26 protein-coding genes and 1 pseudogene are annotated in these 22,848 nt (G+C 68.3%); 13 read left to right on the top strand and 14 right to left on the bottom strand.

All coding sequences use genetic code 11. The features are described from left to right. The 5 genes and pseudogenes from Tther_RS01410 to hppD all read right to left on the bottom strand — a co-directional run. A pseudogene (locus Tther_RS01410) lies at positions 1–155 on the bottom strand (IS256 family transposase); the annotation flags it as partial. Then, positions 100–1,059 carry a porin gene (locus tag Tther_RS01405; protein WP_425472788.1) on the bottom strand — a complete coding sequence of 320 codons (960 nt, stop codon included), beginning with the start codon at positions 1,057–1,059 and terminating at the stop codon, positions 100–102. The gene Tther_RS01405 and the pseudogene Tther_RS01410, both read right to left, overlap by 56 nt. 65 nt (positions 1,060–1,124) lie before the next feature. Beyond that, positions 1,125–2,024, bottom strand: coding sequence for a phenylalanine 4-monooxygenase (gene phhA, locus Tther_RS01400; RefSeq protein ID WP_068610842.1), 900 nt, complete (start codon positions 2,022–2,024; stop codon positions 1,125–1,127). Continuing rightward, complete coding sequence (locus Tther_RS01395; protein ID WP_068610844.1) at positions 2,008–2,325, bottom strand: 4a-hydroxytetrahydrobiopterin dehydratase; 318 nt, start codon at positions 2,323–2,325, stop codon at positions 2,008–2,010. The genes phhA and Tther_RS01395 overlap by 17 nt, the downstream gene beginning before the upstream one ends. A 22-nt stretch (positions 2,326–2,347) precedes the next feature. Continuing rightward, positions 2,348–3,451, bottom strand: a complete 1,104-nt coding sequence (hppD, locus tag Tther_RS01390; RefSeq protein WP_143900107.1) for a 4-hydroxyphenylpyruvate dioxygenase — start codon at positions 3,449–3,451, stop codon at positions 2,348–2,350. A 134-nt stretch (positions 3,452–3,585) separates the two neighbouring features. Between hppD and Tther_RS01385 the strand changes: the two genes are divergently transcribed. Continuing rightward, the gene (locus Tther_RS01385; protein ID WP_143900105.1) at positions 3,586–4,056 is read left to right on the top strand and encodes an Lrp/AsnC family transcriptional regulator; all 471 of its coding nucleotides are present in this window, start codon (positions 3,586–3,588) and stop codon (positions 4,054–4,056) included. Between the two features lie 27 nt (positions 4,057–4,083). Here Tther_RS01385 and Tther_RS01380 read toward each other — a convergent pair whose 3' ends face one another. After that, positions 4,084–4,866: an SDR family oxidoreductase gene (locus tag Tther_RS01380; protein ID WP_143900103.1), complete on the bottom strand. Its 783-nt coding sequence runs from the start codon at positions 4,864–4,866 to the stop codon at positions 4,084–4,086. A gap of 112 nt (positions 4,867–4,978) precedes the next feature. On the opposite strand from Tther_RS01380, the gene Tther_RS01375 reads away from it, so the two are divergent. Further along, positions 4,979–5,389: a hypothetical protein gene (locus Tther_RS01375; protein ID WP_143900101.1), complete on the top strand. Its 411-nt coding sequence runs from the start codon at positions 4,979–4,981 to the stop codon at positions 5,387–5,389. A gap of 152 nt (positions 5,390–5,541) precedes the next feature. Here Tther_RS01375 and Tther_RS01370 read toward each other — a convergent pair whose 3' ends face one another. Then, on the bottom strand, positions 5,542–6,615 hold the full coding sequence (locus Tther_RS01370) for an IS5 family transposase (RefSeq protein WP_246098853.1): 1,074 nt from the start codon (positions 6,613–6,615) through the stop codon (positions 5,542–5,544). Between the two features lie 59 nt (positions 6,616–6,674). Here Tther_RS01370 and Tther_RS13395 point away from each other — a divergent pair, with 59 nt between their 5' ends. The 3 genes from Tther_RS13395 to Tther_RS01360 are packed head-to-tail and all read left to right on the top strand — an operon-like array spanning position 6,675 to position 8,894. Further along, on the top strand, positions 6,675–6,992 hold the full coding sequence (locus tag Tther_RS13395; RefSeq protein WP_246098852.1) for a GspE/PulE/PilB domain-containing protein: 318 nt from the start codon (positions 6,675–6,677) through the stop codon (positions 6,990–6,992). Continuing rightward, a complete protein-coding gene (locus tag Tther_RS01365) occupies positions 6,983–8,224 on the top strand; it encodes a GspE/PulE family protein (RefSeq protein WP_246098856.1) in 1,242 nt (413 codons plus the stop codon). The genes Tther_RS13395 and Tther_RS01365 overlap by 10 nt, the downstream gene beginning before the upstream one ends. A 31-nt stretch (positions 8,225–8,255) precedes the next feature. Then, positions 8,256–8,894, top strand: a complete 639-nt coding sequence (locus Tther_RS01360) for an MBL fold metallo-hydrolase (protein WP_143900097.1) — start codon at positions 8,256–8,258, stop codon at positions 8,892–8,894. Between the two features lie 36 nt (positions 8,895–8,930). Here Tther_RS01360 and Tther_RS01355 read toward each other — a convergent pair whose 3' ends face one another. Beyond that, positions 8,931–9,773 carry a M48 family metallopeptidase gene (locus Tther_RS01355; protein ID WP_143900095.1) on the bottom strand — a complete coding sequence of 281 codons (843 nt, stop codon included), beginning with the start codon at positions 9,771–9,773 and terminating at the stop codon, positions 8,931–8,933. Between the two features lie 27 nt (positions 9,774–9,800). Here Tther_RS01355 and Tther_RS01350 point away from each other — a divergent pair, with 27 nt between their 5' ends. After that, entirely contained in the window at positions 9,801–11,372 is a 1,572-nt protein-coding gene (locus Tther_RS01350) for an AmpG family muropeptide MFS transporter (protein WP_185974966.1), read from the top strand. A gap of 282 nt (positions 11,373–11,654) precedes the next feature. Here Tther_RS01350 and Tther_RS01345 read toward each other — a convergent pair whose 3' ends face one another. After that, positions 11,655–12,098 carry an acyl-CoA thioesterase gene (locus Tther_RS01345; protein ID WP_143900093.1) on the bottom strand — a complete coding sequence of 148 codons (444 nt, stop codon included), beginning with the start codon at positions 12,096–12,098 and terminating at the stop codon, positions 11,655–11,657. A gap of 17 nt (positions 12,099–12,115) precedes the next feature. Between Tther_RS01345 and Tther_RS01340 the strand changes: the two genes are divergently transcribed. The 6 genes from Tther_RS01340 (at position 12,116) to Tther_RS01315 (ending at position 18,286) form a co-directional block, all read left to right on the top strand. Then, positions 12,116–13,984, top strand: a complete 1,869-nt coding sequence (locus Tther_RS01340; protein WP_143900090.1) for an ABCB family ABC transporter ATP-binding protein/permease — start codon at positions 12,116–12,118, stop codon at positions 13,982–13,984. Between the two features lie 27 nt (positions 13,985–14,011). Continuing rightward, positions 14,012–14,938, top strand: a complete 927-nt coding sequence (locus Tther_RS01335) for a LysR substrate-binding domain-containing protein (RefSeq protein WP_143900088.1) — start codon at positions 14,012–14,014, stop codon at positions 14,936–14,938. Between the two features lie 120 nt (positions 14,939–15,058). After that, a complete protein-coding gene (locus Tther_RS01330; RefSeq protein ID WP_143900086.1) occupies positions 15,059–15,961 on the top strand; it encodes an amino acid ABC transporter substrate-binding protein in 903 nt (300 codons plus the stop codon). A gap of 78 nt (positions 15,962–16,039) precedes the next feature. Further along, positions 16,040–16,795, top strand: coding sequence for an amino acid ABC transporter permease (locus Tther_RS01325; protein WP_143900084.1), 756 nt, complete (start codon positions 16,040–16,042; stop codon positions 16,793–16,795). A gap of 1 nt (position 16,796) precedes the next feature. Beyond that, positions 16,797–17,468 carry an amino acid ABC transporter permease gene (locus Tther_RS01320; protein ID WP_143900083.1) on the top strand — a complete coding sequence of 224 codons (672 nt, stop codon included), beginning with the start codon at positions 16,797–16,799 and terminating at the stop codon, positions 17,466–17,468. 80 nt (positions 17,469–17,548) lie between these two features. Further along, positions 17,549–18,286: an amino acid ABC transporter ATP-binding protein gene (locus tag Tther_RS01315; protein ID WP_143900131.1), complete on the top strand. Its 738-nt coding sequence runs from the start codon at positions 17,549–17,551 to the stop codon at positions 18,284–18,286. Positions 18,287–18,400: 114 nt separating this feature from the next. On the opposite strand, the gene Tther_RS01310 is transcribed toward Tther_RS01315, so the two are convergent. The 5 genes from Tther_RS01310 to Tther_RS01290 all read right to left on the bottom strand — a co-directional run bounded on the left by Tther_RS01310 (position 18,401) and on the right by Tther_RS01290 (position 21,651). Next, entirely contained in the window at positions 18,401–19,390 is a 990-nt protein-coding gene (locus Tther_RS01310) for a sulfurtransferase (protein ID WP_143900081.1), read from the bottom strand. Positions 19,391–19,419: 29 nt separating this feature from the next. Continuing rightward, positions 19,420–20,085 carry a DUF6969 family protein gene (locus tag Tther_RS01305; RefSeq protein WP_143900079.1) on the bottom strand — a complete coding sequence of 222 codons (666 nt, stop codon included), beginning with the start codon at positions 20,083–20,085 and terminating at the stop codon, positions 19,420–19,422. 63 nt (positions 20,086–20,148) lie between these two features. After that, a complete protein-coding gene (locus Tther_RS01300; protein WP_143900077.1) occupies positions 20,149–20,397 on the bottom strand; it encodes a hypothetical protein in 249 nt (82 codons plus the stop codon). An 80-nt stretch (positions 20,398–20,477) separates the two neighbouring features. Further along, on the bottom strand, positions 20,478–21,140 hold the full coding sequence (locus Tther_RS01295) for a DUF6691 family protein (protein ID WP_143900075.1): 663 nt from the start codon (positions 21,138–21,140) through the stop codon (positions 20,478–20,480). A 4-nt stretch (positions 21,141–21,144) separates the two neighbouring features. After that, a complete protein-coding gene (locus tag Tther_RS01290; RefSeq protein ID WP_143900073.1) occupies positions 21,145–21,651 on the bottom strand; it encodes a YeeE/YedE thiosulfate transporter family protein in 507 nt (168 codons plus the stop codon). Positions 21,652–21,776: 125 nt separating this feature from the next. On the opposite strand from Tther_RS01290, the gene pyrC reads away from it, so the two are divergent. After that, complete coding sequence (gene pyrC, locus Tther_RS01285; protein ID WP_143900070.1) at positions 21,777–22,841, top strand: dihydroorotase; 1,065 nt, start codon at positions 21,777–21,779, stop codon at positions 22,839–22,841. The last annotated feature ends 7 nt before the right edge of the window (positions 22,842–22,848 follow it).

Genomic DNA, 22,848 nt, shown 5'->3' with positions numbered 1-22,848 from the left:
ATGGTCTTGGGCTTGAAGCCGTTGGCGTAGTCGCGCCGGGTCGGGGAGCGCTCGTAGGGACGGGCGCCGAGATACTCGGCGCGCTCGATCTTGGCGGCTTCATTGACGAGAATGCGCAGGGCCTCGCCGGCGCCATCCAGTCCGTTCTCGAGCAAGATCGCATAAGCGGCTTCCAAGGGGTTGGTTTCGACTCGTATTGCCATGAGGGTTACACTCCTTTCTCGAAGTCATGGCGTCAGACCCACCCTCGCGCTGTCTGCTGGGCGGGGAGCGTAGGGGCGTAGCGCCGGAGATCCCCGCCCAGCAGACAACCGGCAAAATGGAATTTACAGAAAGAACGATACACAACTCCAGAGTCCAGGCGTCTACGTCGGTGCCGCCCGGCAGCGTCGTGCGCATGTAGCCGCCGCCGACGGCAAACCCGCTCGCGGAGTAGCGCAGGTAGCCGCCAACCGTCTTCCAGGCGCCACCACCCAGGGTGCCTGCAACGAAGGCAGGCACTTGCGCCTGCGAGGCAGGCAGGCCAGCTTCCAATGCCTTGGTGTCGTTGTTCTCGTCAAACGAATATTGCAGCGAGCCTACGAAGCTGCGGTCCGGCGTTGCGAAGGTGTACTTCAGCATGTTGCTGGTACGCGCGCCCATGGCCATTCCCAACTCAGGCTTGTAGGCTTCCATGTAGGGGGAGTACGGGAACGAAGCGTAGGTGCTGGTCACCACGTCGAACAGGACGTTCCACTGACGTCCGGCAGTCAGGCGGCCATAAGGGCCTTGCAGACCCAGATAGGACAGTTGGAAGAAGGGGGTGGAAACACTGCCGTCATCGGCATTGAGACGGTTTTCCAGCACCACCAGGGCCTTGGACCCGCCACCCAGGTCCTCCTCCACATTGATACCCCAGCGGCTTTGCGACATGCCGCCACCGATCATCCTCGTCAGGCCATCCTTGCCGGCACCTTCGTTGTTGGTGTGGCGCACGGCGGCATCCACGATACCCCACAGCTCCACCTTGCTGGTACCGGCGGACTGGGCCATTGCCACGCCCGCGCCGCACAGCGCCAGGGCAGCCACAATTTTCTCGTGGCTGTTGCTGGCTCGGCCTCGGCGAGCGCCCCGAGAGTTGTGAATCAGCGATCCTGAAGCTCAAGCGCGCGCTGTCGGTGGTAGCGCCCGTCGCCCCGCGTAATCACCGTATCCTGCGGCAGCACCGCGTCGGCGCTCAGAGTGTCCAAACGGCTCACTTGTTCGTACAGCGGGGCGAAGTCGATCTCGGCCAGCCGCAGCAGGTCGTCCAGGTGGTCGAGCACAAAGTAGGTCTGCTGAAAGTCGTCGATGCGGTAGCGCGTGCGCATCACGCGCGCCAGATCGAAGCCCAGGCGGTGGGGCGAGGGGGATTCCAGGCAAAAGCGGCTCTCGGACGCAGACGACACGATGCCTGCGCCGTAGATGCGCAGCGCGCCGCTTTCTCGCACCAGGCCAAACTCCACCGTGTACCAGTACACGCGCGCCAGCATGTCCAGCGCGCCCAGGCGCTGCGCGCGCAGGCCGCCGTGCCCGTAGGCCTGGATGAAGTCGGCCATGACCGGGTGCATCAGCATCGGCACATGGCCAAACACGTCGTGGAAAACGTCGGGCTCCTGCAGATAGTCCAACTGGTCGGCGCGGCGGATGAACTGTCCGGCCGGAAAGCGCCGGTGGGCTAGGTGCTCGAAGAACACGTCGTCGGGCACCAGTCCGGGCACGGCGACCACCTGCCAGCCGGTGTGGCGCATGAGTACCTCGGACAGGCGCTCGAAGTCCGGGATGCGGTCGGGCTCGATGGGCAGGCGGCGCATGCCGTCCACGAAGGCCTCACAGGCGCGGCCGGGCAGCAGGGCCATCTGGCGCTGGTACAGCGTGGCCCAGGTGGCGTGTTCCTGCGGCGTGTAGGCGGCCCAGTTTTGCGGGATGGTCCAGTCCGGGCTGTCCGGGCGTCCGGCCTCGCCGGCGGCCAGGCCGTGCAGGACGGGTTCAGCGGTTGCGCTCATCGATCGCCCCCATGGCCGGGGCGGTCGCGTCGACCCAGCGCGCAAACGCGATGTCGCGCTCGGTCAGCCCCCCGGCATCGTGCGTGGAAAACAGGATGTCCACCCGGTTGTAGACGTTGAACCACTCCGGGTGGTGGTCGCGGCGCTCGGCCTCCAGGGCGGCGCGTGTCATGAAGCCGAAGGCCGCGTTGAAGTCCGCAAAGCGCAGCGCCCGGCGGATGGCGTGCCGTTCGGCGTCGAACGTCCAGGCGGGCAATTGGGCGAGAGCGGCTTGCAGGGCGGGGCCTTCGAGCTTGGTCATGGTGGTTTTCCTTCTGTGGGGATCAGGCTGCGGCGGTCTCGACCTTGAGCGTGCCGCGTCGGATCTGGTCGCGTTCCAGGCTTTCGAAAAGGGCCTTGAAGTTGCCTTCGCCAAAGCCCTCGTCGTTCTTGCGCTGGATGAATTCGAAGAACACCGGCCCGAGCAGCGGCTGGCTGAAGATCTGCAGCAGCAGGCGCTTGTCACCACCCGCGGTGGAGCCGTCCAGCAGAATGCCGCGGGCCTGCAGCTCGGCCACCGGCTCGCCGTGGCCCGGCAGGCGTTCTTCCAACATGTCGTAGTAAATGTCGTTGGGCGCGCTCATCAGCGGCACGCCGGCCATCTGCAGGGCGTCCACGCTGGCCAGCAGGTCGTCCGTCAGCAGGGCGATGTGCTGGATGCCCTCGCCGTTGAACTGCATCAGGAATTCTTCGATCTGGCCGTTGCCACCGGAGCCGCCTTCCTCATTGAGCGGAATGCGGATGAGGCCGTCGGGCGCGGTCATTGCGCGGCTCTTGAGGCCGGTGTATTCGCCCTGGATGTCGAAGTAGCGGATTTCGCGGAAGTTGAACAGCCGCTCGTACCACTGCGCCCAATAGGCCATGCGCCCGCGGTAGACGTTGTGCGTGAGGTGGTCGATGATTTTGAACCCATGCCCCACGGGGTGGCGGTTGGCCGGGTCCTCGAAGCCGGGCAGGAATTCGAAGTCGATGTCGTAGATGCTCTTGCCGTCCTCGAAGCGGTCGATCAGGTACAGCGGCGCGCCGCCAATGCCTTTGATCGCCGGCAGGCGCAGCTCCATCGGGCCGGTGGGGATGTCGATGGGCTGGGCGCCCAGCTCGAGCGCGCGGTAGTAGGCGCGGTGCGCGTCCTTCACGCGGAACGCCAGCCCGCAGGCGCTGGGGCCGTGCTCCTGCGCGAAGTAGTCGGCCAGGCTGCGCGGCTCACGGTTGATGATGAAGTTGATCTGTCCCTGGCGCCACAGCTCCACGTCCTTGGATCGGTGGCGCGCGATGCGGGTGAAGCCCAGTGCCTGAAACAGCGGCTCCAGCACGTTGGGGGTGGGCGCGGCAAATTCGACGAACTCGAATCCGCACAGGCCCATCGGGTTGTCAAACAGGTCGGCCATGGTGCGACTCCTGCAAGGTGGTATTGAAAGCCGCAAGCTTATGCCCGCGTTGACGCAATGGGTTTGCGTTTCGACCTGCGGTAAACCCGCAACCATGCAAGACTGTTGCGTATAAAAGCGTTTTGGAGAAAGCGATGACCCCTGAAGCCGCCGTGGACGCTGTGGACCGGCGCATTTTGGCCCGTTTGCAAGAGGACGGCCGCATCAGCAACCAGGCGTTGGCCGAGGCGGTGCACCTTTCGCCCGCGCAGTGCAACCGCCGCCACCGCCGCCTGGAGGAGCAGGGCTACGTGCGCCGCTACGAGGCGCGGCTGGACGCCGCCCGCCTGGGGCTGGGGGTGACGGCCTTTGTGCACGTGACGATGGAACGCGGCCACATCCGCGAGGTGGAGCGCTTTCGCGAGCGGGTGCGCGACATGGCGCAGGTGCAGGAGTGCTACGCGGTCACGGGCGACTTCGATTACGTGCTCAAGGTCGTGGCGCGGGACCTCAAGGCGCTGTCGGACTTTCTGCTCGGGACGCTGGCGCAGCTGCCCGGGGTCAACGGGGTGCGCTCCAGCGTTTGCCTGGACGAGATCAAGTGCACCAGCGCGCTGCCGCTGTAGGGGCCGCGCGGCAGGGCGGCCAAGCCCCTAGCCCCGCCCCACAAACGGCATTTGCGTGGCCATGACGGTGGTGAACAGCACATTGGCTTGCAGCGGCAGGCGCACCATGGCCATGAAGGTCTGGACCACGGCGTCCATGCCCATGCGGGCTTCGGGGCGGATGCTGCCGTCGGCCTGCAGCACCCCGGCGGCCATGGCCGCGGTCATGTCGCTGGCCACGTTGCCGATGTCGATCTGGCCCACGGCAATGTCGAACGCGCGTCCATCGAGCGCGGCGGCCTTGGTCAAGCCGGTGATGGCATGCTTGGTGGCGGTGTAAGCGATCGAGCCGGGGCGTGGCGTGTGCGCCGAAATCGAGCCGTTGTTGATGATGCGCCCGCCGCGCGGCGACTGGGTGCGCATCAGCCCAAAGGCGGCGCGCAGGCAATAAAACGCGCCGTGGAGGTTGGTTTGCACCGCCTGGTGCCAGTGCTCCAGCGTGGTGGCGTCGGGCGTTGCGGTGAGGGTGAAGACACCGGCATTGTTGAACAGCAGGTCCAGCCGGCCGTGGCGCGCACGCACGGCATCAAACAGGGCTTGCACCGCCTCGGGATCGCCCACGTCGGCGACGTAGGGGTGGGCGCGTGCCCGCAGGGCGGGCGCCTGTGCCGCGGCGTGCTCGATGCTGGCCTGCAGGGCCGCGGCGCGGCGGCCGACGAGCCAGACCGTCCAGCCGTCTTGCAGCAGGGCCAGCGCGCAGGCGCGCCCGATGCCGCTGCCAGCGCCGGTGACGAGGGCGATGCGTTCGGGCGGGGTATGGGATGTGTCCATGGTGCGATTGTCGCGCAGCCCGCGGGCCAAGGCTTTTGGGGCGACCCCCGATACCGCGCGGCGGCAAACCCGGCACAATGGGGTGTCCTGGTGACCCGCCCCCGTACTGTCCATGGCCGACGAAACGCTTTCCAACCCGGTCGTTGCTGCCGCGCACCCGCCTCAGCCGCGCACGCCGGGGGAGTTGTGGCAGCTGCTCGACAGCCCCGCCGGGCGCACGTTGAGCGCGCGCCACGTGGGCGAGGCGCTGGTGCAAAGCGGCCTGATCGACGAGCAACACCTGCGCGAGGCCTTGCGCACGCAGCTCGAAGAGCGGCGCCTGGGCCTGCATCGCCAGCTGGGGGAGCAGCTGGTGGACGCCGGCATCATCACCGAGCATCAGTTGCGCCAGACCATTGCGGCGTGGCTGGGCAACCGCGTCATCGATCCGACCCACTACCGCTTCGACCCCGAGGCGGTGGCCCTGGTGCCCCCCGCCGTGGCGCAGCGCGAGGCGGTGGTGCCGTTGGGGCACTTCGCATAACCCCATTTCCGAAGGCTGAACCGGCATGAGGGCGCTCGCGTCGTTCAGTTCGGGGTTCTCGGTGCCGCTCAGGCCCCGTCATCGCAGCCTTGGCGGGCACCCGAGGCCCTGCAAAACGGCGTTTGCAGGCTGCAGCGGGCGCACCTCTGCCTTCATCGCGCACACCCGCACGGGTCATGGCGCACCAGCCAGACCAGCCGCTTGGCGTTGTACGCCGCGCACTTGAGCAGGATCGCCAGCTCGTTTCTCGCCAGCGTCATCGCCCGCACGCACTTGCCGCCCAACTGCTCGAGGCCGGCGAACACATGTTCGCCTCTGGCGCGGACGCGGTTGATCGCCTTGTTGCGCGCGTCCAGTCGCACGCGCCGCTCCTGCCCGGGCTTCGCACGCCGCGCGATGCCGTCGCGCAGCCCGTGGGCCTGCAGCAACTGGCGGTTGGTCTGCGCGTCGTAGCCTCGGTCGGCCAGCAGCCGCGCGCCGGTGTTGGCGCGGTCCAGCACCTCCTTGAGCGTCTGGCCGTCATCGACATTGGCCGGCGTGACCTTGACCCGGCGGATCAGCTTGTAGCGCGCGTCCGCGTTGGCGTGCACCTTGTAGCCGTAGAAGCTCTTGCCGTGCTTCTTGGTCCAGCGCGCGTCGCGGTCGGTGTGCTGCAGCCGCTTGGCATTCCAGCCCTCGGGCCTGCGGCCTTCGTTGAGCGCTTCGCGCTCGTCCTTGTTCGCCTGGGTCACCGGTGCCTGCACGATGCTGGCGTCCACGATCTGCCCGCCACGCGGGATGTAGCCGTGCTGCTGCAACTGCAGGCTCACCGCCTCGAAGATGGCGCGCCCGCCCAGACCCCCTTGGGCCAGGCGCTGCTTGAAACTCCACAGCGTGCGCGCATCGGGGATGTGCAGCGCGCCATCCAGGCGGCAGAAGTGCTGGAAGCTCATGCGGTCCACCTGGTACTCGCAGTCCTCGTCGCTGAGGTTGTACAGCGACTGGATGAACAGCAGCCGCACCATCACCTCGGTGGGGTACGGCGGGCGCCCGCCTTTGCTACGGTCAGCGCGAGGGCAGGCGGTGTCGACCCGGGCGGCAATGGCCGCGAAGTCGATCAGTTCGTCCATTGCTGCCAGGTTGGCGATGAAGCCGCCGAGCTTGGCTTGGCGTTGGTCTTGCACGAACAGGTCAGCGCCGGGCTGAGAGCGCCAGAAGGACGAGGGCTTGATGCGCGATGTGCTCATGGGCGCCATCATGCCGGCTCACGGGCTGCAAGGGGGAGGGAGGTTTCGAGAAGTGCCCGTTGGCCTTGCGCGGGGATGTGCTGGTGGTGCTGATGGCCGACCCGCTCGATCAGCGCTTGCTCGAGGAGCTGCGCTTCATGACGCAGCGGCGCATCGTGCCGGTGCTGGCCGCGCCGGGGACGCTGCCGGCGGCCATTGCGCGCGCCTACGAAGTTCGTCCGGCACCAGCGTCCGGCGCGGCCCAGCGGGCCGCTTCGGGGGCGCACACCCGCCAGGCCGCGCGCGACCTGGTGCTCGATTTGCAGCAGGTCAGCGACATCGACGCCGACGCGCGATCGGACGTGGTCAGCGAATCCGACACGCCTTGGTGCGCCTGATCAACACGCTGATCGAGGAAGCCATCGCGCAAAAGGCGTCGGACATCCACATCGAGACCGAGCCGCCGCCCAAGCCGGTGCGGGTGCGGTTGCGCATCGACGGCGAGCTGGTCCGCTACCTGGAGATCGAGTCGCGCTTTCGCTATGCGCTGGTGGCGCGCATCAAGATCATGGCGGGCATGGACATCTCGGAGCACCGCAAGCCGCAGGACGGCAAGATCGACTTTTCGCGCTTTGGCGGCACCAAGACCGAGCTGCGCGTGGTCACCGTGCCGACCACCGGTGGGCTGGAGGACGTGGTGCTGCGCCTGCTGGCCGGCTCCAAGCCCATGCCGGTGGACAGCATCGGCCTGGCCCCGCGCGATTTGGCCGCCCTGCGGCGCATGGCGCTCAAGCCCTACGGGCTGATCCTGGTGTGCGGCCCCACGGGCAGCGGCAAGACCACCACGCTGCACTCGCTGATCGCCGACATCAACACCGAAAACCGCAAGATCTGGACCGCCGAGGACCCGATCGAGATCACCCAGCCCGGGCTGCGCCAGGTGCAGATGAACCCGCGCATTGGCTGGACCTTCGCGGCGGCGATGCGCACCTTTTTGCGCGCCGACCCCGACGTCATCATGATCGGCGAGATGCGCGACGAGGAGACCGCGCGCATCGCGGTGGAGGCCTCCCTCACCGGGCACCTGGTGCTGTCCACGCTGCACACCAACAGCGCGCCCGAGAGCATCACGCGCCTGCTGGAAATCGGCATCGACCCGTTCAACTTTTCCGACTCGCTGCTGGCCATCCTGGCGCAGCGCCTGGTGCGCCGCTTGTGCAAGCAGTGCGTGCAGGTGCGTCCCGCCACCGATGACGAGCTGGAGGCGCTGGCCGTGCAATACCTGGAGTCGAGCACCGCGCCCGGGCAACCCCAGGACGTGGCCGGCCAGATCGAGCGCTGGCGGGCGCAATACGGTGTCGAGGAAGGTGGGCGGCGCATCCTGCGCACCTACGTCAAGCGCGGCTGCCCGGCGTGCGAAGGGCGCGGCTACAAGGGGCGGCTGGGCATTTACGAGCTGATGCTCAGCGACGACACCATCCGCCACCACATCCGCCGCCGTGCCTCGGCCGGCGAAATCCGCGCCAGCGCGCTGGCTGCAGGCATGCACACCCTACGGCAGGACGGCATCGAAAAGGTGCTGGCGGGCCTGACCGACCTGGCCGAAGTGATTGCGGCCACCAACGTCTGACGCGCGCGGCGGGCTGCCTACAATGGGTGCCATGCTGCGCTACGTCACGATTCCCGTCACGCCGTTTGCCCAAAACTGTTCCCTCGTGTGGTGCGACGCCACGCGCGAGGCCGCCGTCATCGACCCGGGCGGCGACCTGGACGACGTGCTGGCCGAGGCCGAGCGCCGGGGTCTCGATCTGCGGCAGATCTGGCTGACGCACGCGCACATCGACCACGCGGGCGGCGCGGGCGAGTTGGCCGAGCGCTTGGGCCTGCCCATCATCGGGCCGCATCCGGGCGATCAGTTTTGGATCGACGGGCTGCCGCAGCAAAGCCGCATGTTTGGGTTTGCGCCGGCGCGCGCGTTCACGCCCACGCGCTGGCTGCACGATGGCGACACCGTGAGCGTGGGCCGGTGCACGCTGCAGGTGCGCCACTGCCCGGGCCACACCCCCGGCCACGTGGTGTTCCACGCGCCCGAGGCCAAGCGTGCGTTCGTCGGCGATGTGTTGTTTGCCGGCAGCATCGGGCGCACCGACTTTCCGCAGGGCGATTACGAGCAGCTGGTGGCCAGCATCACGCAGCGCCTGTGGCCCATGGGCGACGACACGGTGTTCATCCCCGGGCACGGGCCGGAGAGCACCTTTGGCCACGAACGGCGCACCAACCCCTTCGTCGGGGGTACCTGAGCGCCGCCCAAGCGGAGCGTGCCCGGCGCCGGGGTGTCAACCGGCGCGGCGCGCTTGCTCGTACAGCTCCTCCACCTTGGGGATGTTGGCCTCCAGGTCGCGGATACGGCTGGGGCCGCTGGGGTGGGTGGAGAGGAACTCCAGCCCGTTGTTGCCCGAGATCTGCGCCATCTTGCGCCACAGCGACACGCTGGCGCGCGGGTCGTAGGCGGCGCGCGCGGCGAGCTCCAGCCCCACCAAGTCGGCCTCGGTTTCGTCCTCGCGGCTGAACTTCAGGCTCAGCAACTGCGTGCCCAGGTCGGCGGCCAGCCGCCCCAGGTCGCCCAGGCCCAACAGCTGCGCGCCCAGTGACAGCCCCAACCCCGTGGCCTGCGTCTTGGCGATGCGCTCGCGCGCGTGCTCGCGCAGCGCGTGCGCCATCTCGTGGCCCATGACCATGGCGGCTTCATCCTCACCCAGCTTGAGCTGATCCAGGATGCCGGTAAAAAACGCGATTTTGCCGCCCGGCATGCAAAAGGCGTTGATTTGCTGGCTGCCGATCAGGTGCACCTCCCAGCGCCACTGGCGCGCGCGCTCGTTCCACGGCAGCGCATGGGGGATGAGGCGCTGCGCGATGGCGCGCAGGCGCCGCAGTTGCGGGTGGTCATCAGGGGCCAGGGCCCCCTTGGCGCGCGCCTGCGCCAGCAGCTGCGCGTATTGCTGCGCCGCGGCCGCCTCCAACTGCGGGGCGGGCACCAGCTTGCGCAGCGACGACGGCGGCCCCACCTGCACCTGCCCGGCGGCGGGCGGCAGCACCGCCACCCCTGCGGACGCGGTGGCGACCTTGAGAAATCCGCGCCGTCCCATCCAGGACGCGCGCGCGTGGCACAACCAGCACATGCCGCGATGATAGGCACAATGCGTGGCATGCGTGCGACAACTGCGGCGCCGTGGTGGCGCGTGCTCTGGGACTGGCGGGTGGCGGCCATGGCGGCGTTGGGCTTTGCCGCGGGTTTGCCGCTGCTGCTGATTTTTTCCTCGTTGTCCCTGTGGCTGGGCGAAGCCGGCGTGGAGCGGCGCGCCGTGACCTTTTTCAGCTGGGCGGCGCTGGCGTACTCGTTCAAATTCGTCTGGGCGCCGCTGGTCGATCGGGTGCCGCTGCCGGGCCTGACCGCGCGGCTGGGGCGGCGGCGCGCGTGGCTGCTGCTGGCCCAGTTGGGGGTGGTGGGCGCGATGTTGGGCATGGCGGCGACCGATCCGGCCGCGGGGCCGGCGGCGCTGATGCGCATGGCAGCGTTTGCCGTGTTGCTGGGCTTCATGTCCGCCACCCAGGACATTGTCATTGACGCCTACCGCATCGAAATGGCTGCGCCCGAGCAGCAGGGCGTGTTGTCGGCGGCGTACATCGCCGGCTACCGCATCGGGATGGTGGTGGCCGGCGCGGGGGTGCTGTTTCTGGCCGCGGCCTGGGGGTCGTCCAAAGGCGCCTACGACTACGCCGCCTGGGCGGCGGCCTACACCGTGGCCGCGGTGGCCATGGGCGTGGGGCTCTTGACCACGCTGTCGGTACCCGAGCCACGCGGGGCGCCACCCGACGCGGTGACGCCGGCTGGTGAGCACGCGCGCTTGTTGGGCGTCTTCCTGCTCGCGGTGACGGTGTTCGTGGCCGTGTTCTGGGCCGCTGGGGCGTGGGCCCAGGCACGGGGTTGGGGCGCGCTGGGGCCCTTGCCCACCCTGGGCTGGGAGGCGCTGCGCCTGGCGCTGGCGCTGGGCGCAGCGTTTGGGGTGGGCGCGCTGGCGGTGCGGGCCGGGCTGGCCAAGCCGTCGGCGGCACACCAGACCTGGGTCGAGCCGGTGCTGGCGTTTTTCCGGCAGCACGGGTGGGCCGATGCGCTGCTGCTGCTGGCGGTGGTGGGGCTCTACCGCATCTCGGACATCGTGCTTGGTGTCATTTCCAACGTGTTCTATCAGGATCTGGGTTTTTCCAAGCCCGACATTGCCGCGGCGGTCAAGACCTTTGGCGTGGTGGTGAGCATCGGCGGAGGCTTTCTGGGGGGGCTGTTGGCGACGCGGCTGGGGGTGATGCGCGCGCTGTGGTGGGGGGCGTTGCTGTCCGCGCTGACCAACCTGGGCTTTGTGGCGCTGGCGCTGGCCGGGCCGCAGCGACCGGCCCTGTACGCGGTGGTGGCAGCGGACAACCTGGCCGCGGGTTTTGCCAGCGCGGCCTTCGTGGCTTTTTTGTCCAGCCTGACGCAGGTGCGCTTCACCGCCGTGCAGTATGCGATCTTCAGCTCCCTCATGACGTTGCTGCCCAAGGCGTTGGGGGGTTATTCCGGGGGTATGGTCGATGCGCTGGGCTACCCCGGCTTTTTTGTGCTGACCACGCTGCTGGGCGTGCCGGTGTTGGCGCTGGTGACCTGGGCCGGTCGGCGGCTGCCGGCGGCCCCGGATGGGGGTGCCCCGGGGGACCGGGCGACCGCTGCCGCCTCCCCCAAATAGGGGAGGCGCGCGCGCCCGATTTGGCCCCACAATGGCGTCAGGACGCTGTCACACGCCCTTACGCCCCAACAGCCTTGATCAAACCGGGGCCCACAGGCAGGTGGCCCGACATGCACACCGGCACGCACCGGGGCATGTCGGCGCTGCCCTGCGCAGTGACCAGCGCCAACCCCTGCAAAGCGCCGCGTGCGGTGCTGTTACCGGTTCCCAACGACGTCCTGATGGACTTGGGCCGCCCCGCCGTTTGCGTGGCGGCTCTTTTTTTGCGCGCGGCGCGCGGCCTCAGGCACTGGCCGGCCGGGGCACCGGGCGTGGGCGGCCGTTGTCGTCGATGGCGACGTAGGTCAGCGTGGCTTCGGTGACCTTGACGCACTGGTACTGCGGCCGCTGGCGCTCGGCCCACACCTCCACCTGAACGGTGATCGACGTGTTGCCGATGCGCACGATGCTGCCGTAAAAGCTCAGCAGATCGCCGACCTTGACCGGCTGCTTGAACAGAAACTGGTTGACCGCGACGGTGGCAAAACGGCCCCCCATGTGCCGCGCTGGAATGACCGAGCCGGCCAGGTCCACCTGCGCCATGACCCAGCCGCCGAAGATGTCGCCGTTGGCGTTGACGTCGGCCGGCATGGGGATGACGCGCAGCACCAGTTCCTTGTCCTGTGGCAGGGTCGGCGTCGGGTTGGCCGATGCGGGTGTGCTTGGCGTTACGATGGTGTCTGTCATAAACCCGATTGTCGATCATGCGTGAGCGCGTCATGGCCGCGGCAACCCCGCGGCCGCTGTCTGCTGCCGCCGCGCCGGTGCGCGGCGATGGTCGCACGCTGCGGCGGCTGCTGCCCTATTTGTGGACCTACCGCTGGCGCGTCGTGGCGGCCGTGGTTCTGATGGTGGCGGCCAAGGTGGCGACGGTGGGCGTGCCGCTGTTGCTCAAGGAGCTGGTGGACGCGCTGACGCCGCTGCCGGGGCTGTCGCCCGCGTCCAGCGGGCTGGTGGTGGTCCCGGTGGGCCTGCTGCTGGCCTACGGGGGGCTGCGGCTGTGCGCAACGCTGTTTGCCGAGCTGCGCGAGCTGGTGTTTCTGCGTGCCACCGAGGGCGCGACGCGCACCATCGCCTTGCAGGTGTTTGAGCACCTCCACGCGCTGAGCCTGCGCTTTCACCTGGAGCGCCAGACCGGCGGGCTGACGCGCGACATCGAGCGCGGCACGCGCGCGGTGCAGTCGCTGATTTCGTATTCGCTCTACAGCGTGGTGCCGACGCTGATCGAGATCGCGCTCGTGCTGGCGCTCCTGGGCACGCGCTTTGAGGCCTGGTACGTCTGGACCACGGCGCTGGCGCTGGTGCTGTACGTGGCCTTTACCGTGCAGGTGACGCAGTGGCGCACCGGCATTCGGCGCCAGATGAACGAGCTCGAGTCGGCCAGCCAGACGCGCGCCATCGATGCCCTGCTCAATTACGAGACGGTCAAATATTTCAACAACGAGGCGTGGGAGGCGCAGCGCTACGCCGACAGCCTGGAGCGCCTGCGCCGCGCGCGCGTGCGCACGCAGGCCTCGCTGTCGCTGCTCAACGCCGGGCAGCAGCTCATCATCGTGGTGGCGTTGGTGGCCATGCTCTGGCGGGCCACGGTGGCGGTGACCGAGGGACGCATGACGCTGGGGGACTTGGTCATGATCAACGCCTTCATGATCCAGCTCTACCTGCCACTCAATTTTTTGGGCGTGCTCTACCGGGAGATCCGCCAAGGCCTGACGGATCTGGGGCGCATGTTCGACCTGCTCGAGCGCGAGTGCGAGGTGCGCGATGCCCCGCACGCGCGCGACCTTACCCTGGACCGGGCACCGGACGTGCGCTTTGAGGGCGTGCATTTTGGCTACGAGCGCGAGCGGGCAATCCTGCACGGGGTGGACCTGGTGATCCCTGCGGGCCGTACCGTGGCCGTGGTGGGGCCGTCGGGCGCGGGCAAATCGACGCTGGCGCGCTTGTTGTACCGCTTCTACGACGTCGGTCGGCCGGGGGATGACGACGCGGCGCGCGCGGCGGCGGGGCGCATCACGGTCGAAGGCCACGACATCCGTGACCTGACCCAGGCCAGCCTGCGCCGCGCCATCGGCATCGTGCCGCAGGATACGGTGCTGTTCAACGACACCATCGAGTACAACATCCGCTACGGGCGGCCCGATGCCACGGATGAGGAGGTGTGCGAGGCCGCGCGCGCCGCGCACATCCTGGCGTTCATCGAGCGGCTGCCGCAGGGCTGGAAAACCGTGGTCGGTGAGCGCGGGCTCAAGCTCTCCGGCGGGGAAAAGCAGCGCGTGGCGATTGCGCGCACGCTGCTCAAGAACCCCCCGATCCTGATCCTGGACGAGGCCACGTCGGCGCTGGACTCGGCCAACGAGCGCGCCATCCAGGCCGAGCTGCGGCGGCTGGCGCGCGACCGCACGACGTTGGTGATTGCGCACCGCTTGTCCACCGTGGTCGATGCGCACGAGATCGTGGTGCTGGACAACGGCCGTGTCGTCGAACGCGGCCGCCATGCCGAGCTGCTGGCGCAAGGCGGTCGCTATGCCCACATGTGGGCGCTGCAGCAAAGCGACACGCAGGGCGGCTGAGCGCCGTGCCGGCGCAGGAGCGAGGGGATGGAGACCAAGTGGCTCGAAGATTTCGTCAGCCTGGCCGAGACGCGGAGCTTTAGCCGCTCGGCCCAGCTGCGGCACGTCACGCAGCCGGCGTTTTCGCGCCGCATCCAGTCGCTGGAGGCCTGGGCCGGCGTGGACCTGGTGGATCGCTCGTCCTACCCCACGCGGCTGACGCAGGCCGGGCAGACGCTCTACGCGCAGGCCATCGAAATCCTGCAGGCGCTGCAAACGACGCGCGCGCTGCTGCGTCAGCACACCGCGGCGGCCAAGGACACGATCGAGTTTGCCGTGCCGCATACGCTGGCGTTTACGTTTTTTCCCGGGTGGCTGTCGCGGCTGCGCGTGGCCCTGGGGCCGATCAAGACGCGGTTGGTGGCGCTCAATGTGCACGATGCGGTGATGCGCCTGACCGAAGGCGGCTGCGATTTGCTGCTGGCGTACCACCACGCCTCGCAACCGATCGAGCTCGACGCCGCCCGCTACGAGATGCTGCCCCTGGGGCGCGAGGTGCTGGCGCCGTTTAGCCGGCCCGGCCCCAACGGCCAGCCGCTGATGCGCCTGCCGGGCAGCGCGCGCGCGCCCGTGCCCTATCTGGCGTACGCACCGGGCGCCTATTTGGGGCGGGTGGTGGACTGGGTGCTGCGCCAAAGCGGTGCGCCGGTGCACCTGGAGCGGGTGTACGAGACCGATATGGCCGAGAGCCTCAAGGCCATGGCCATCGAGGGCCACGGGGTGGCGTTTTTGCCCACCAGCGCGGTGCAGCCGGCGCTGGCGGACGGCCGGCTGGTGTCGGCCGCGCCGCAACCGGGCACGTGGCAGGGCGAGCTCGACATACGGCTCTACCGCGCGCGCGGCGGCCGGCCCAAGGCGGTGGCGCAGCGTTTTTGGGACGATGTGCAGCGCTTGGGTGCGGCCGTGCAGGCGTGACGGTGCCACCGGGGTGACGTGGGTGCGCCCCCAGGCCGGGCGCGGGTTTATCCTTGCCCTGGGCATGCGGGTTGCTAGTAAGATTCGCGTCACGTTAACCTTCCTGGAAAGGATTGCTGCATGAAAAAGCCCCTGCTGGCGCTTGCGCTGACGGCCGCCGCCGCGCTGTCGGCCCACGCCCAAGCCAACGACACCCTGGCCAAAATCAAATCGTCCGGCGCGGTCACGATGGGCGTGCGCGAGTCCTCGGGCGTGCTGTCGTACACGCTCGGTGATGGCCGCTACACCGGCTACCACGTCGAAATCTGCCAGCGCGTGCTCGCCGACATCCAAAAGCAGCTCGGCCTGGCCAAGCTCGACATCAAGTACCAGCCGGTGACGTCGCAAAACCGCATCCCGCTGGTGCAAAACGGCACCGTGGACATCGAGTGCGGCTCCACCACCAACAACACCGCGCGCCAGCGTGACGTGGCGTTTGCCGTCACCACCTTCGTCGAAGAGGTGCGCATCGCGGTCAAGGCCAACTCCGGCATCCAGTCGATCAAGGATCTGGCGGGCAAGAACGTTGCCACCACCACCGGCACCACCTCGGTGCAGACCCTGCGCAAACACGAGCGCGCCGCTGGGGTCGATTTCAAAGAGGTCTATGGCAAGGACCACGCGGACAGCTTCCTGCTGCTCGAATCGGGCCGTGCCGATGCGTTCGTGATGGACGGCTCGCTGCTGGCCGGGCTGATCGCACGTTCCAAGAACCCGGCGGACTTCAAGATCGTTGGCGAAGTGCTCAGCGTCGAGCCGATCGCCATCATGATGCGCAAGGACGACCCGGCGTTCAAGAAGGCGGTGGACGACTCGATCATCGCCATGATGAAGTCGGGCGACATCGCCAAGATCTACGACAAATGGTTCATGCAGCCGACCCCGCCCAATGGCGTGCGCATGAACATGCCGATGAGCGAGACCCTCAAGGCCGCCATCGCCAACCCCAACGACCGGCCGATGGAGGCCTACGCCGCCAAGTAACCGGTCTGCGCGGCATCGCCGAACCCCGGGCGCTGACGGCGCCTCGGGGTCTTTTGTTTTGGAACGGGAGCGCATCGCATGCAATGGGATTGGCAGGTGTTCTGCGAGGACACCATCACCCGTGAAATTCAGCCGCGCTGCTTTGGGCAGGGCGGCGATATGACGTACCTGGAGTGGATGCTGTCGGCCTGGGGCTGGACGGTGTCGGTGTCGGTGCTGGCGCTGCTGCTGGCGCTGGTGGTGGGCAGTGTGATCGGCACGCTGCGCACGCTGCCCAACAGCCCGTGGATCGTGCGGCTGGGCAATGGCTGGGTGGAGCTGTTTCGCAACATCCCGCTGCTGGTGCAGATCTTTCTGTGGTACCACGTGATCCCGGCGCTGGTGCCGGCGCTCAAAGGGGTGCCGAGTTTTGTGCTGGTGGTCATCGCGCTGGGACTGTTCACTTCGGCGCGCATCGCCGAGCAGGTGCGCTCGGGCATCCAGGCGCTGCCGCGCGGGCAGCGCTACGCCGCGCTGGCGCTGGGCCTGACCACGGGGCAGGCCTACCGCTACGTGCTGCTGCCGATGGCCTTTCGCATCATCATCCCGCCGCTGACCAGCGAGACCATGAACATCTTCAAAAACTCGTCGGTGGCGTTTGCGGTCTCGGTGGCCGAGCTGACGATGTTTGCCATGCAGGCGCAGGAGGAGACCGCGCGCGGCATCGAGATCTACCTGGCCGTCACGGCTCTCTACATCGTGTCGGCGTTTGCCATCAACCGGCTCATGGCCTTCATCGAACGGCGCGTGCGCGTGCCGGGTCTGATCGCCGCGGGCGGTGCGGGGGGGCACTGAGATGCTGGACAACCTCGACTGGTCCTTCTACCGCTGGGATGTCTTCAGCAGCTTCGTGCTCAAGGGGCTGCAGTTCAGCGTCATGCTCACCGTGGTGGCCACGTTGGGCGGCGTGGCCCTGGGCACGGTGCTGGCGCTCATGCGGCTGTCCGGCCGCCGGTGGCTGGAGCTGCCCGCCACCATCTACGTCAACGGCATGCGCAGCATCCCGCTGGTGATGGTGATCCTGTGGTTTTTTCTGCTGGTGCCCTTTGTCATCGGGCGGCCGATCGGCGCGGAGCTGTCGGCGGTCATCACCTTCATCGCCTTCGAGGCGGCGTATTTCAGCGAAATCGTGCGCGCCGGCATCCAGTCCATCCCGCGCGGGCAGGTCATGGCCGGCCATGCGCTGGGGCTGACCTACGGCCAGAACATGCGCTACGTGATCCTGCCGCAGGCGTTTCGCAACATGCTGCCGGTGTTTCTGACGCAGACCATCATCCTGTTTCAGGACACCTCGCTGGTGTACGCGATCGGCGCCTACGACATGCTCAAGGGCTTTGAGATCGCCGGCAAAAACTACGGGCGCCCGATCGAGGCCTACCTGGCGGCGGCCGTGGTGTATTTCGTCATCTGCTATGGCCTGTCGGCGCTGGTCAAGCGCCTGCATGCCCGCATTGCCATCATCCGTTGAACCCCGGGGCGCGTACGAGGGCGACAGCCCGGCCGGCGCGGCCCCGATCTGAATGCCAAGGAGTCGTCATGGAACGACCGATGATCGAACTGAAGAACGTGTCCAAGTGGTACGGCGCGGTGCAGGTGCTCAATGGGTGCTCCACCGCCATCCGCAAGGGTGAGGTGGTGGTGGTCTGTGGCCCGTCGGGCTCGGGCAAATCCACCCTGATCAAGACCATCAACGCGCTGGAGCCGATCCAGCAGGGCGAGATCTGGGTCAACGGTGAGCCGGTGCACGACCCCAAGACCAACCTGCCCAAGCTGCGCAGCCATGTCGGGATGGTGTTTCAGCACTTCGAGCTGTTTCCGCACCTGACGGTGACGGAAAACCTGACGCTGGCGCAGGTCAAGGTGCTGGGGCGCAACCCGGAGGACGCCAAGAAGCACGGCCTGAAGTACCTGGAGCGCGTGGGGCTGCTTGCGCACAAGGACAAGTACCCCGGGCAGCTCTCCGGCGGTCAGCAGCAGCGCGTGGCGATCGCGCGCGCGTTGTCGATGGACCCGATCGTGATGCTGTTTGACGAGCCGACCTCGGCGCTCGACCCCGAGATGGTCGGTGAGGTGCTCGACGTCATGATCGGCCTGGCGCAAGAGGGCATGACGATGATGGTCGTCACGCACGAGATGGGCTTTGCGCGCAAGGTCAGCGACCGCGTCATTTTCATGGATGTCGGCGGCCGCATTCTGGAGGATTGCCCGAAAGAGGAATTCTTCGGCCGTCCCGAGGGGCGCCAGCCGCGCACCAAGGACTTCCTCAACAAGATACTGTCGCACTGAAAGCTGCGATGGCCGCACGGGCGGGGTGTCCCGCCCATGCAAAAAAAGGGCTCCGCGCGGGGAGCCCTTTTCACGTCGGCGCTCAGGCAGCGTGTGGCACCGCCCGAAGGCTCCTCACATCGCCGGCGGCACCGGCGCGTTCATCGCCCGCTTCTCCAGCGTCCACTGGTGCAGCGAGCCGTCGAAGTTGCGCGCCTGGGCGTTGCCCAACAGCTCCGCGGCGATGAACCACGGCAGCGAGGAGTCGTTGCCGCTGTTGCAATAGGTGATGAGCGGCTTGGATGGATCGACGCCAAGCGACTGGAACACAGCGCGGTAGGTCTCGGGCTTGAGCAGCCGGATCGCGCCGCCGCGGGTGACGAACAGCGTCTCCAGCGGTACGTTGCGCGCGCCGGGGATGTGGCCGTAGGCGTAGACGTAGTCGCGCTTGAAGACGCCCAGGTACATCGCCGTGGCGCGGGTATCGACCAGCTGCACGTCCTTTTTCTCCATCGCCGCGGCCACGTCCGGGGAGTCGGCCACCAGGTTGGCGAAGCGGTCGGCAGTGGCCTTCCAGGTGGTGGTCAGCGGCGCCGGGGCATCCTTGCTCCACGGGCGACCTTCCAGCAACCACGCCACCATACCGCCGTCCAGCATCGCCACCGGCGTGTCGGCGTAGGACTTGAGCAGGATGTGCAGCCGTGCCGCGTCGTTGAAGTCGGAGATTTTTTGCCCCTCCGGCACGAGCACGATCGGCTTGTCGGCCAGCACCCCCACCGTTTGCATGACCTTCTCGAAGGTGGCGCGGTCGGGCAGCATGTAGCTGACCTTGTTGCCAGCGATCTCGCGCTGGGTGCGCAAGTCTTTGGCCAGGAACAGGCGCGAGCCGGGGATGTGGCCGCCAAACTCGTCCAGCACCTTCTTGCCATCCTTGGTGGTCTCGAACTCCGGCTCGCGCGTGAAGCTCTTGGCGTCGTTGCGGACCTCGATGACCTGGACCTTATCCAGGTTGTCGGCCAGCCACTGCGTGCTGACCACCGGACCGGGCAGCACGCTCTGGGCCCAGGCGCTGGCGGCCAGCGCGGCCGCGCCCAGCGCTACGGCGATGCGTTTGAAGGTTTTCATGGTTGTCTCTCCTTGGGGCAAAAAATCCGTCAAGCCAAGCCCAGCCGTTGCAGGTGTGGGGCCAGCGCCGCGTCGGCGGCGCTGAGCACCTCCAGTGAGCGGTCTTCCAGCACGTCTTCGGCGGGCCGGTGGCGCAGGTGGGGCGCAAGCGCCGCATCGCGGGCGCGCAGCAGCGCGGCGATCTCGTCGGCGAAGAGTTGCACCATCGCGGTCAGCCAGCGCGCCAGCGGGGCCAGCCGCCCACCGCGGGCCGCGATGCGAAAGCGGGGCAGGCGGGCGATAAGCTCGTCGGCCGCTGCCCAGCGCCCGGCCGTGACCCAGCGGTTGGTGGTGAACCAACGCAACGGTTGGCCGCGTGCGTCGAGCGCCAGCGCGGCCAGGTGCACATGCGTGCCCGGCGCGCTGCCATCCCAAAACAGATGGAAGTGGCCGTGCTCAGGCGGGGCCTCCGCCCCCCAGCGCTGCGTGCCGCCGTGCGCGTGGTAGTAAAAGCGTGTGCCGTGTGCGGCATCCACCACGTCACGCGCCGGGTAGTGGCGCAATGCCTGAAAGTCGCGCGCCCCGGCCAGGGCCGCCTGCGCCAGCGACACGCCACGCTGGGCGTAAGTCAACGGCACGCGCAGCGCCACCTCGGCCCAGGCAGCCGGATCGCCGGGGTGGGCCGGTTCGTTCGCGGGGGTGGCGGCGAGGCGCATCGGGCGTTGCGCGGGGTGCTGAGCGCTCGGACGTGGCGACCGTGATCGCAGCGGGACGCTCGATCAGCGCTTGGGCGCGCCAGGGTTGGCCGGAGCGCAGGGGTTGTCGCCCTCCGCGCGCTTTTTCTTTTTCTTTTGGTTGGGGCCTGGCGCGCACGGGTTACCGGGCGCGCAGGGGTTGCCGGCGCTGCTGGCGGCGGGTTTGCCGTCCGCCTTGGGCGCTTGCTGCGCCATGGCGGCTGGCGCCACCAGGCTGCTGGCCACCAGCAGGGCGGTCAGGGTTTGGGACAGGGGGGTACGGGTACGTTTCATGGTGTGAGTGTGAGGTGAAGGGGTAAGAGGCTAACGCAGAAATCGCGAACGCTGGGTATGGCAAACACCGAGCGCCGTGGTCATTGGGCGTTGCCGGTGGGGTGGGCCATCGCGCCGGGGCGGGTGGCCGCCGAGCCGTCGCACGTCGGCGTGCCCAGCACCGCTTCGCAGGCATCGACGGGGCCGCCGTGCCGTTGTTCGAACCAGCGGCCCAGGTGGTACACGCCCACCAGCGCTGCGCCCATGGCGGCGATGATCCACCAGGGCGAGATGCCCCAGGCGTCGTGCAGCGTGTCGCCGGATTCGACCTCGGCCATGGCCATGAGGGCCTCGATGGCCGGCCCATACAGGCCCGCAAAGGCAAAGGTGCCGACGATGAGGCCGACGAGGAACACCAGCGCGTCGAGCCGGCCCGAGGCCACGCCGACCACCGAGGTGCCGGGGCAGTAGCCCCCGACGGCAAAGCCCGCGCCCACCAGCACGCCACCCACGGCCGACGCCACCACCAGCGAGGTGGGCACGAACACCGCATCGACGTCGAGCACGCCCGCCATGCCCAGCAGTTGCAGCCCGGCGGCGGCCACGACGATGGCGGTGAACATCACTTTGAGCACCGACCAGTCGCGCAGCGTGAACTGGCCGGTCAGTTTGCACGGGCTGCCAAAGCCGGCGTTTTCGAGGATGAAGCCAAACGCCACGCCCACCAGCAGCGCGGACCAAACGGTTTCTTGCATCGGGAACATGGTGTCACACCCCCTTGACGAGCCGGCTGACGATCAGCCCGGTGACGAAGAATGCGCCGAGGAAGACGAACGCCGCGATCGACAGCGTGGCCGCCCCCGACAGGCCCAGCCCGCTGGTGCAGCCGGCCGCCACGCGCGCGCCAAACCCGGCCAGCATGCCGCCCACCAGCGCCGTGGCGATGCGTTTGCCCGCGCCCACGCGCGCGGCGCCGTCGAGCTGCACACGCAGCCGGCCGGCCAGAAAAGCCGCCAGCAGCGCACCCGCGAAGACGCCGATCACCTGCCACGTGATCCAGCCGTCGAGGATGTCCGGCCGTGCCATGGCGCCCAGGTAAGCGTTGGCCGTGATGGCATCGGGCGCGGCCTGCAGGCCCAGCCACGCGCTCAAGCGCGTGGTAAAACCCGTGGCGCCCAGCCCGTGGCCGGTGAGCACAAACGTCAGCAGCAGGGTCACGCCCAGCGCAACCCCGGCCAGCCAGGGATTCCAAAACGGTTTCGGGGTCGTGTTCATCGGTGCATCAAGGGATACGAAAACGTCAACGGTACCCGGCACAGTATAGGGAAGGCGCCCGCTGCGCGCAAGCAGGTGCAGCCCGCTATGCCGGATGTCATGTGCCCCACGGTCTGCGACAATCGATGGCGATGAGCGCCCCCGATACCCTGACCTTGATCCGCCCCGACGACTGGCACGTGCACCTGCGCGACGGCGTGGCGTTGGCCACCACGGTGCCGCACACGGCGGCGCAGTTCGCGCGCGCCATCGTCATGCCCAACCTCAAGCCGCCGGTGACCACGGCGGCGCAGGCCGCCGCCTACCGCGAGCGCATCCGGGCTGCCATCCCGCCGGGGGTGGCGTTCGAGCCGCTGATGACGCTGTACCTGACCGACGATTTGCCGCCCGAGGAGATCGCCCGCGCGCGGGCCGCGGGGGTGGTGGCGGTCAAGCTCTACCCGGCGGGTGCCACCACCAACAGCGCCGCAGGCGTGACCGACATCCGCAAAACCTACCGTACGCTGGAGGCCATGCAGCGCGAGGGCCTGCTGCTGCTGGTGCACGGCGAGGTGACGGACGCGGAGATCGACATCTTCGACCGCGAGGCGGTGTTCATCGAGCGGGTGCTCGAGCCGCTGCGGCGCGACTTCCCGGCCTTGCGCATCGTGATGGAACACATCACCACGCAGGAGGCGGCGCAGTACGTCGCGTCGTCCGCGCACCACCTGGCCGCCACCATCACCGCGCACCACCTGCTCTACAACCGCAACGCGTTGTTCACCGGCGGCTTGCGCCCGCACCACTACTGTTTGCCCGTGCTCAAGCGCGAGGTGCACCGGCGCGCGTTGTTGGCCGCGGCCACCAGCGGCGATCCGCGTTTTTTCCTGGGCACCGACAGCGCGCCGCACCCGGCCTCGCTCAAGGAGCACGCGGTGGGCTGTGCCGGTTGCTACACGGCGCCGGCGGCGCTGGAGCTCTACGCCGAGGCGTTCGAAGCCGCGGGTGCGCTGGAGCGGCTGGAAGCGTTTGCCAGCCTGCACGGCCCGGACTTTTATGGCTTGCCGCGCAACCAAGCGCGCATCACCCTGCGGCGCGAGGCGTGGGAGGTGCCGCAGGCGTATGCGTATGGCGACGCGCAGCTCAAGCCGCTGCGCGGGGGCGAGACGCTGCGCTGGCGCGTGCAGCCGCCAACGGGCGCGTCCGTTTGAGCGGCTG

This window comes from Tepidimonas thermarum, assembly GCF_007556705.1.
In the GTDB taxonomy this organism is placed as follows: Bacteria; Pseudomonadota; Gammaproteobacteria; order Burkholderiales; family Burkholderiaceae_C; genus Tepidimonas; species Tepidimonas thermarum.
The sequence above is the reverse complement of the archived record's forward strand: the minus strand, read 5'-3'. Positions and strand labels throughout refer to the sequence as shown.

Excerpts from the sequence above, each read along its gene's own strand:
- Tther_RS01340 (WP_143900090.1), top strand. The coding sequence starts at position 12,116 with ATGCGTGAGCGCGTCATGGCCGCGGCAACCCCGCGGCCGCTGTCTGCT.
- Tther_RS01375 (WP_143900101.1), top strand. The coding sequence starts at position 4,979 with ATGGCCGACGAAACGCTTTCCAACCCGGTCGTTGCTGCCGCGCACCCG.
- Tther_RS01305 (WP_143900079.1), bottom strand. The coding sequence starts at position 20,085 with ATGCGCCTCGCCGCCACCCCCGCGAACGAACCGGCCCACCCCGGCGAT.
- Tther_RS01370 (WP_246098853.1), bottom strand. The coding sequence starts at position 6,615 with ATGAGCACATCGCGCATCAAGCCCTCGTCCTTCTGGCGCTCTCAGCCC.
- Tther_RS01395 (WP_068610844.1), bottom strand. The coding sequence starts at position 2,325 with ATGACCAAGCTCGAAGGCCCCGCCCTGCAAGCCGCTCTCGCCCAATTG.
- pyrC (WP_143900070.1), top strand. The coding sequence starts at position 21,777 with ATGGCGATGAGCGCCCCCGATACCCTGACCTTGATCCGCCCCGACGAC.
- Tther_RS01315 (WP_143900131.1), top strand. The coding sequence starts at position 17,549 with ATGATCGAACTGAAGAACGTGTCCAAGTGGTACGGCGCGGTGCAGGTG.
- Tther_RS01335 (WP_143900088.1), top strand. The coding sequence starts at position 14,012 with ATGGAGACCAAGTGGCTCGAAGATTTCGTCAGCCTGGCCGAGACGCGG.
- Tther_RS01345 (WP_143900093.1), bottom strand. The coding sequence starts at position 12,098 with ATGACAGACACCATCGTAACGCCAAGCACACCCGCATCGGCCAACCCG.
- Tther_RS01320 (WP_143900083.1), top strand. The coding sequence starts at position 16,797 with ATGCTGGACAACCTCGACTGGTCCTTCTACCGCTGGGATGTCTTCAGC.
- Tther_RS01325 (WP_143900084.1), top strand. The coding sequence starts at position 16,040 with ATGCAATGGGATTGGCAGGTGTTCTGCGAGGACACCATCACCCGTGAA.
- Tther_RS01290 (WP_143900073.1), bottom strand. The coding sequence starts at position 21,651 with ATGAACACGACCCCGAAACCGTTTTGGAATCCCTGGCTGGCCGGGGTT.
- Tther_RS01355 (WP_143900095.1), bottom strand. The coding sequence starts at position 9,773 with ATGTGCTGGTTGTGCCACGCGCGCGCGTCCTGGATGGGACGGCGCGGA.
- Tther_RS01360 (WP_143900097.1), top strand. The coding sequence starts at position 8,256 with ATGCTGCGCTACGTCACGATTCCCGTCACGCCGTTTGCCCAAAACTGT.
- hppD (WP_143900107.1), bottom strand. The coding sequence starts at position 3,451 with ATGGCCGACCTGTTTGACAACCCGATGGGCCTGTGCGGATTCGAGTTC.
- Tther_RS01300 (WP_143900077.1), bottom strand. The coding sequence starts at position 20,397 with ATGAAACGTACCCGTACCCCCCTGTCCCAAACCCTGACCGCCCTGCTG.
- Tther_RS01350 (WP_185974966.1), top strand. The coding sequence starts at position 9,801 with ATGCGTGCGACAACTGCGGCGCCGTGGTGGCGCGTGCTCTGGGACTGG.
- Tther_RS01310 (WP_143900081.1), bottom strand. The coding sequence starts at position 19,390 with ATGAAAACCTTCAAACGCATCGCCGTAGCGCTGGGCGCGGCCGCGCTG.
- Tther_RS01295 (WP_143900075.1), bottom strand. The coding sequence starts at position 21,140 with ATGTTCCCGATGCAAGAAACCGTTTGGTCCGCGCTGCTGGTGGGCGTG.
- phhA (WP_068610842.1), bottom strand. The coding sequence starts at position 2,024 with ATGAGCGCAACCGCTGAACCCGTCCTGCACGGCCTGGCCGCCGGCGAG.
- Tther_RS01330 (WP_143900086.1), top strand. The coding sequence starts at position 15,059 with ATGAAAAAGCCCCTGCTGGCGCTTGCGCTGACGGCCGCCGCCGCGCTG.
- Tther_RS01380 (WP_143900103.1), bottom strand. The coding sequence starts at position 4,866 with ATGGACACATCCCATACCCCGCCCGAACGCATCGCCCTCGTCACCGGC.
- Tther_RS01385 (WP_143900105.1), top strand. The coding sequence starts at position 3,586 with ATGACCCCTGAAGCCGCCGTGGACGCTGTGGACCGGCGCATTTTGGCC.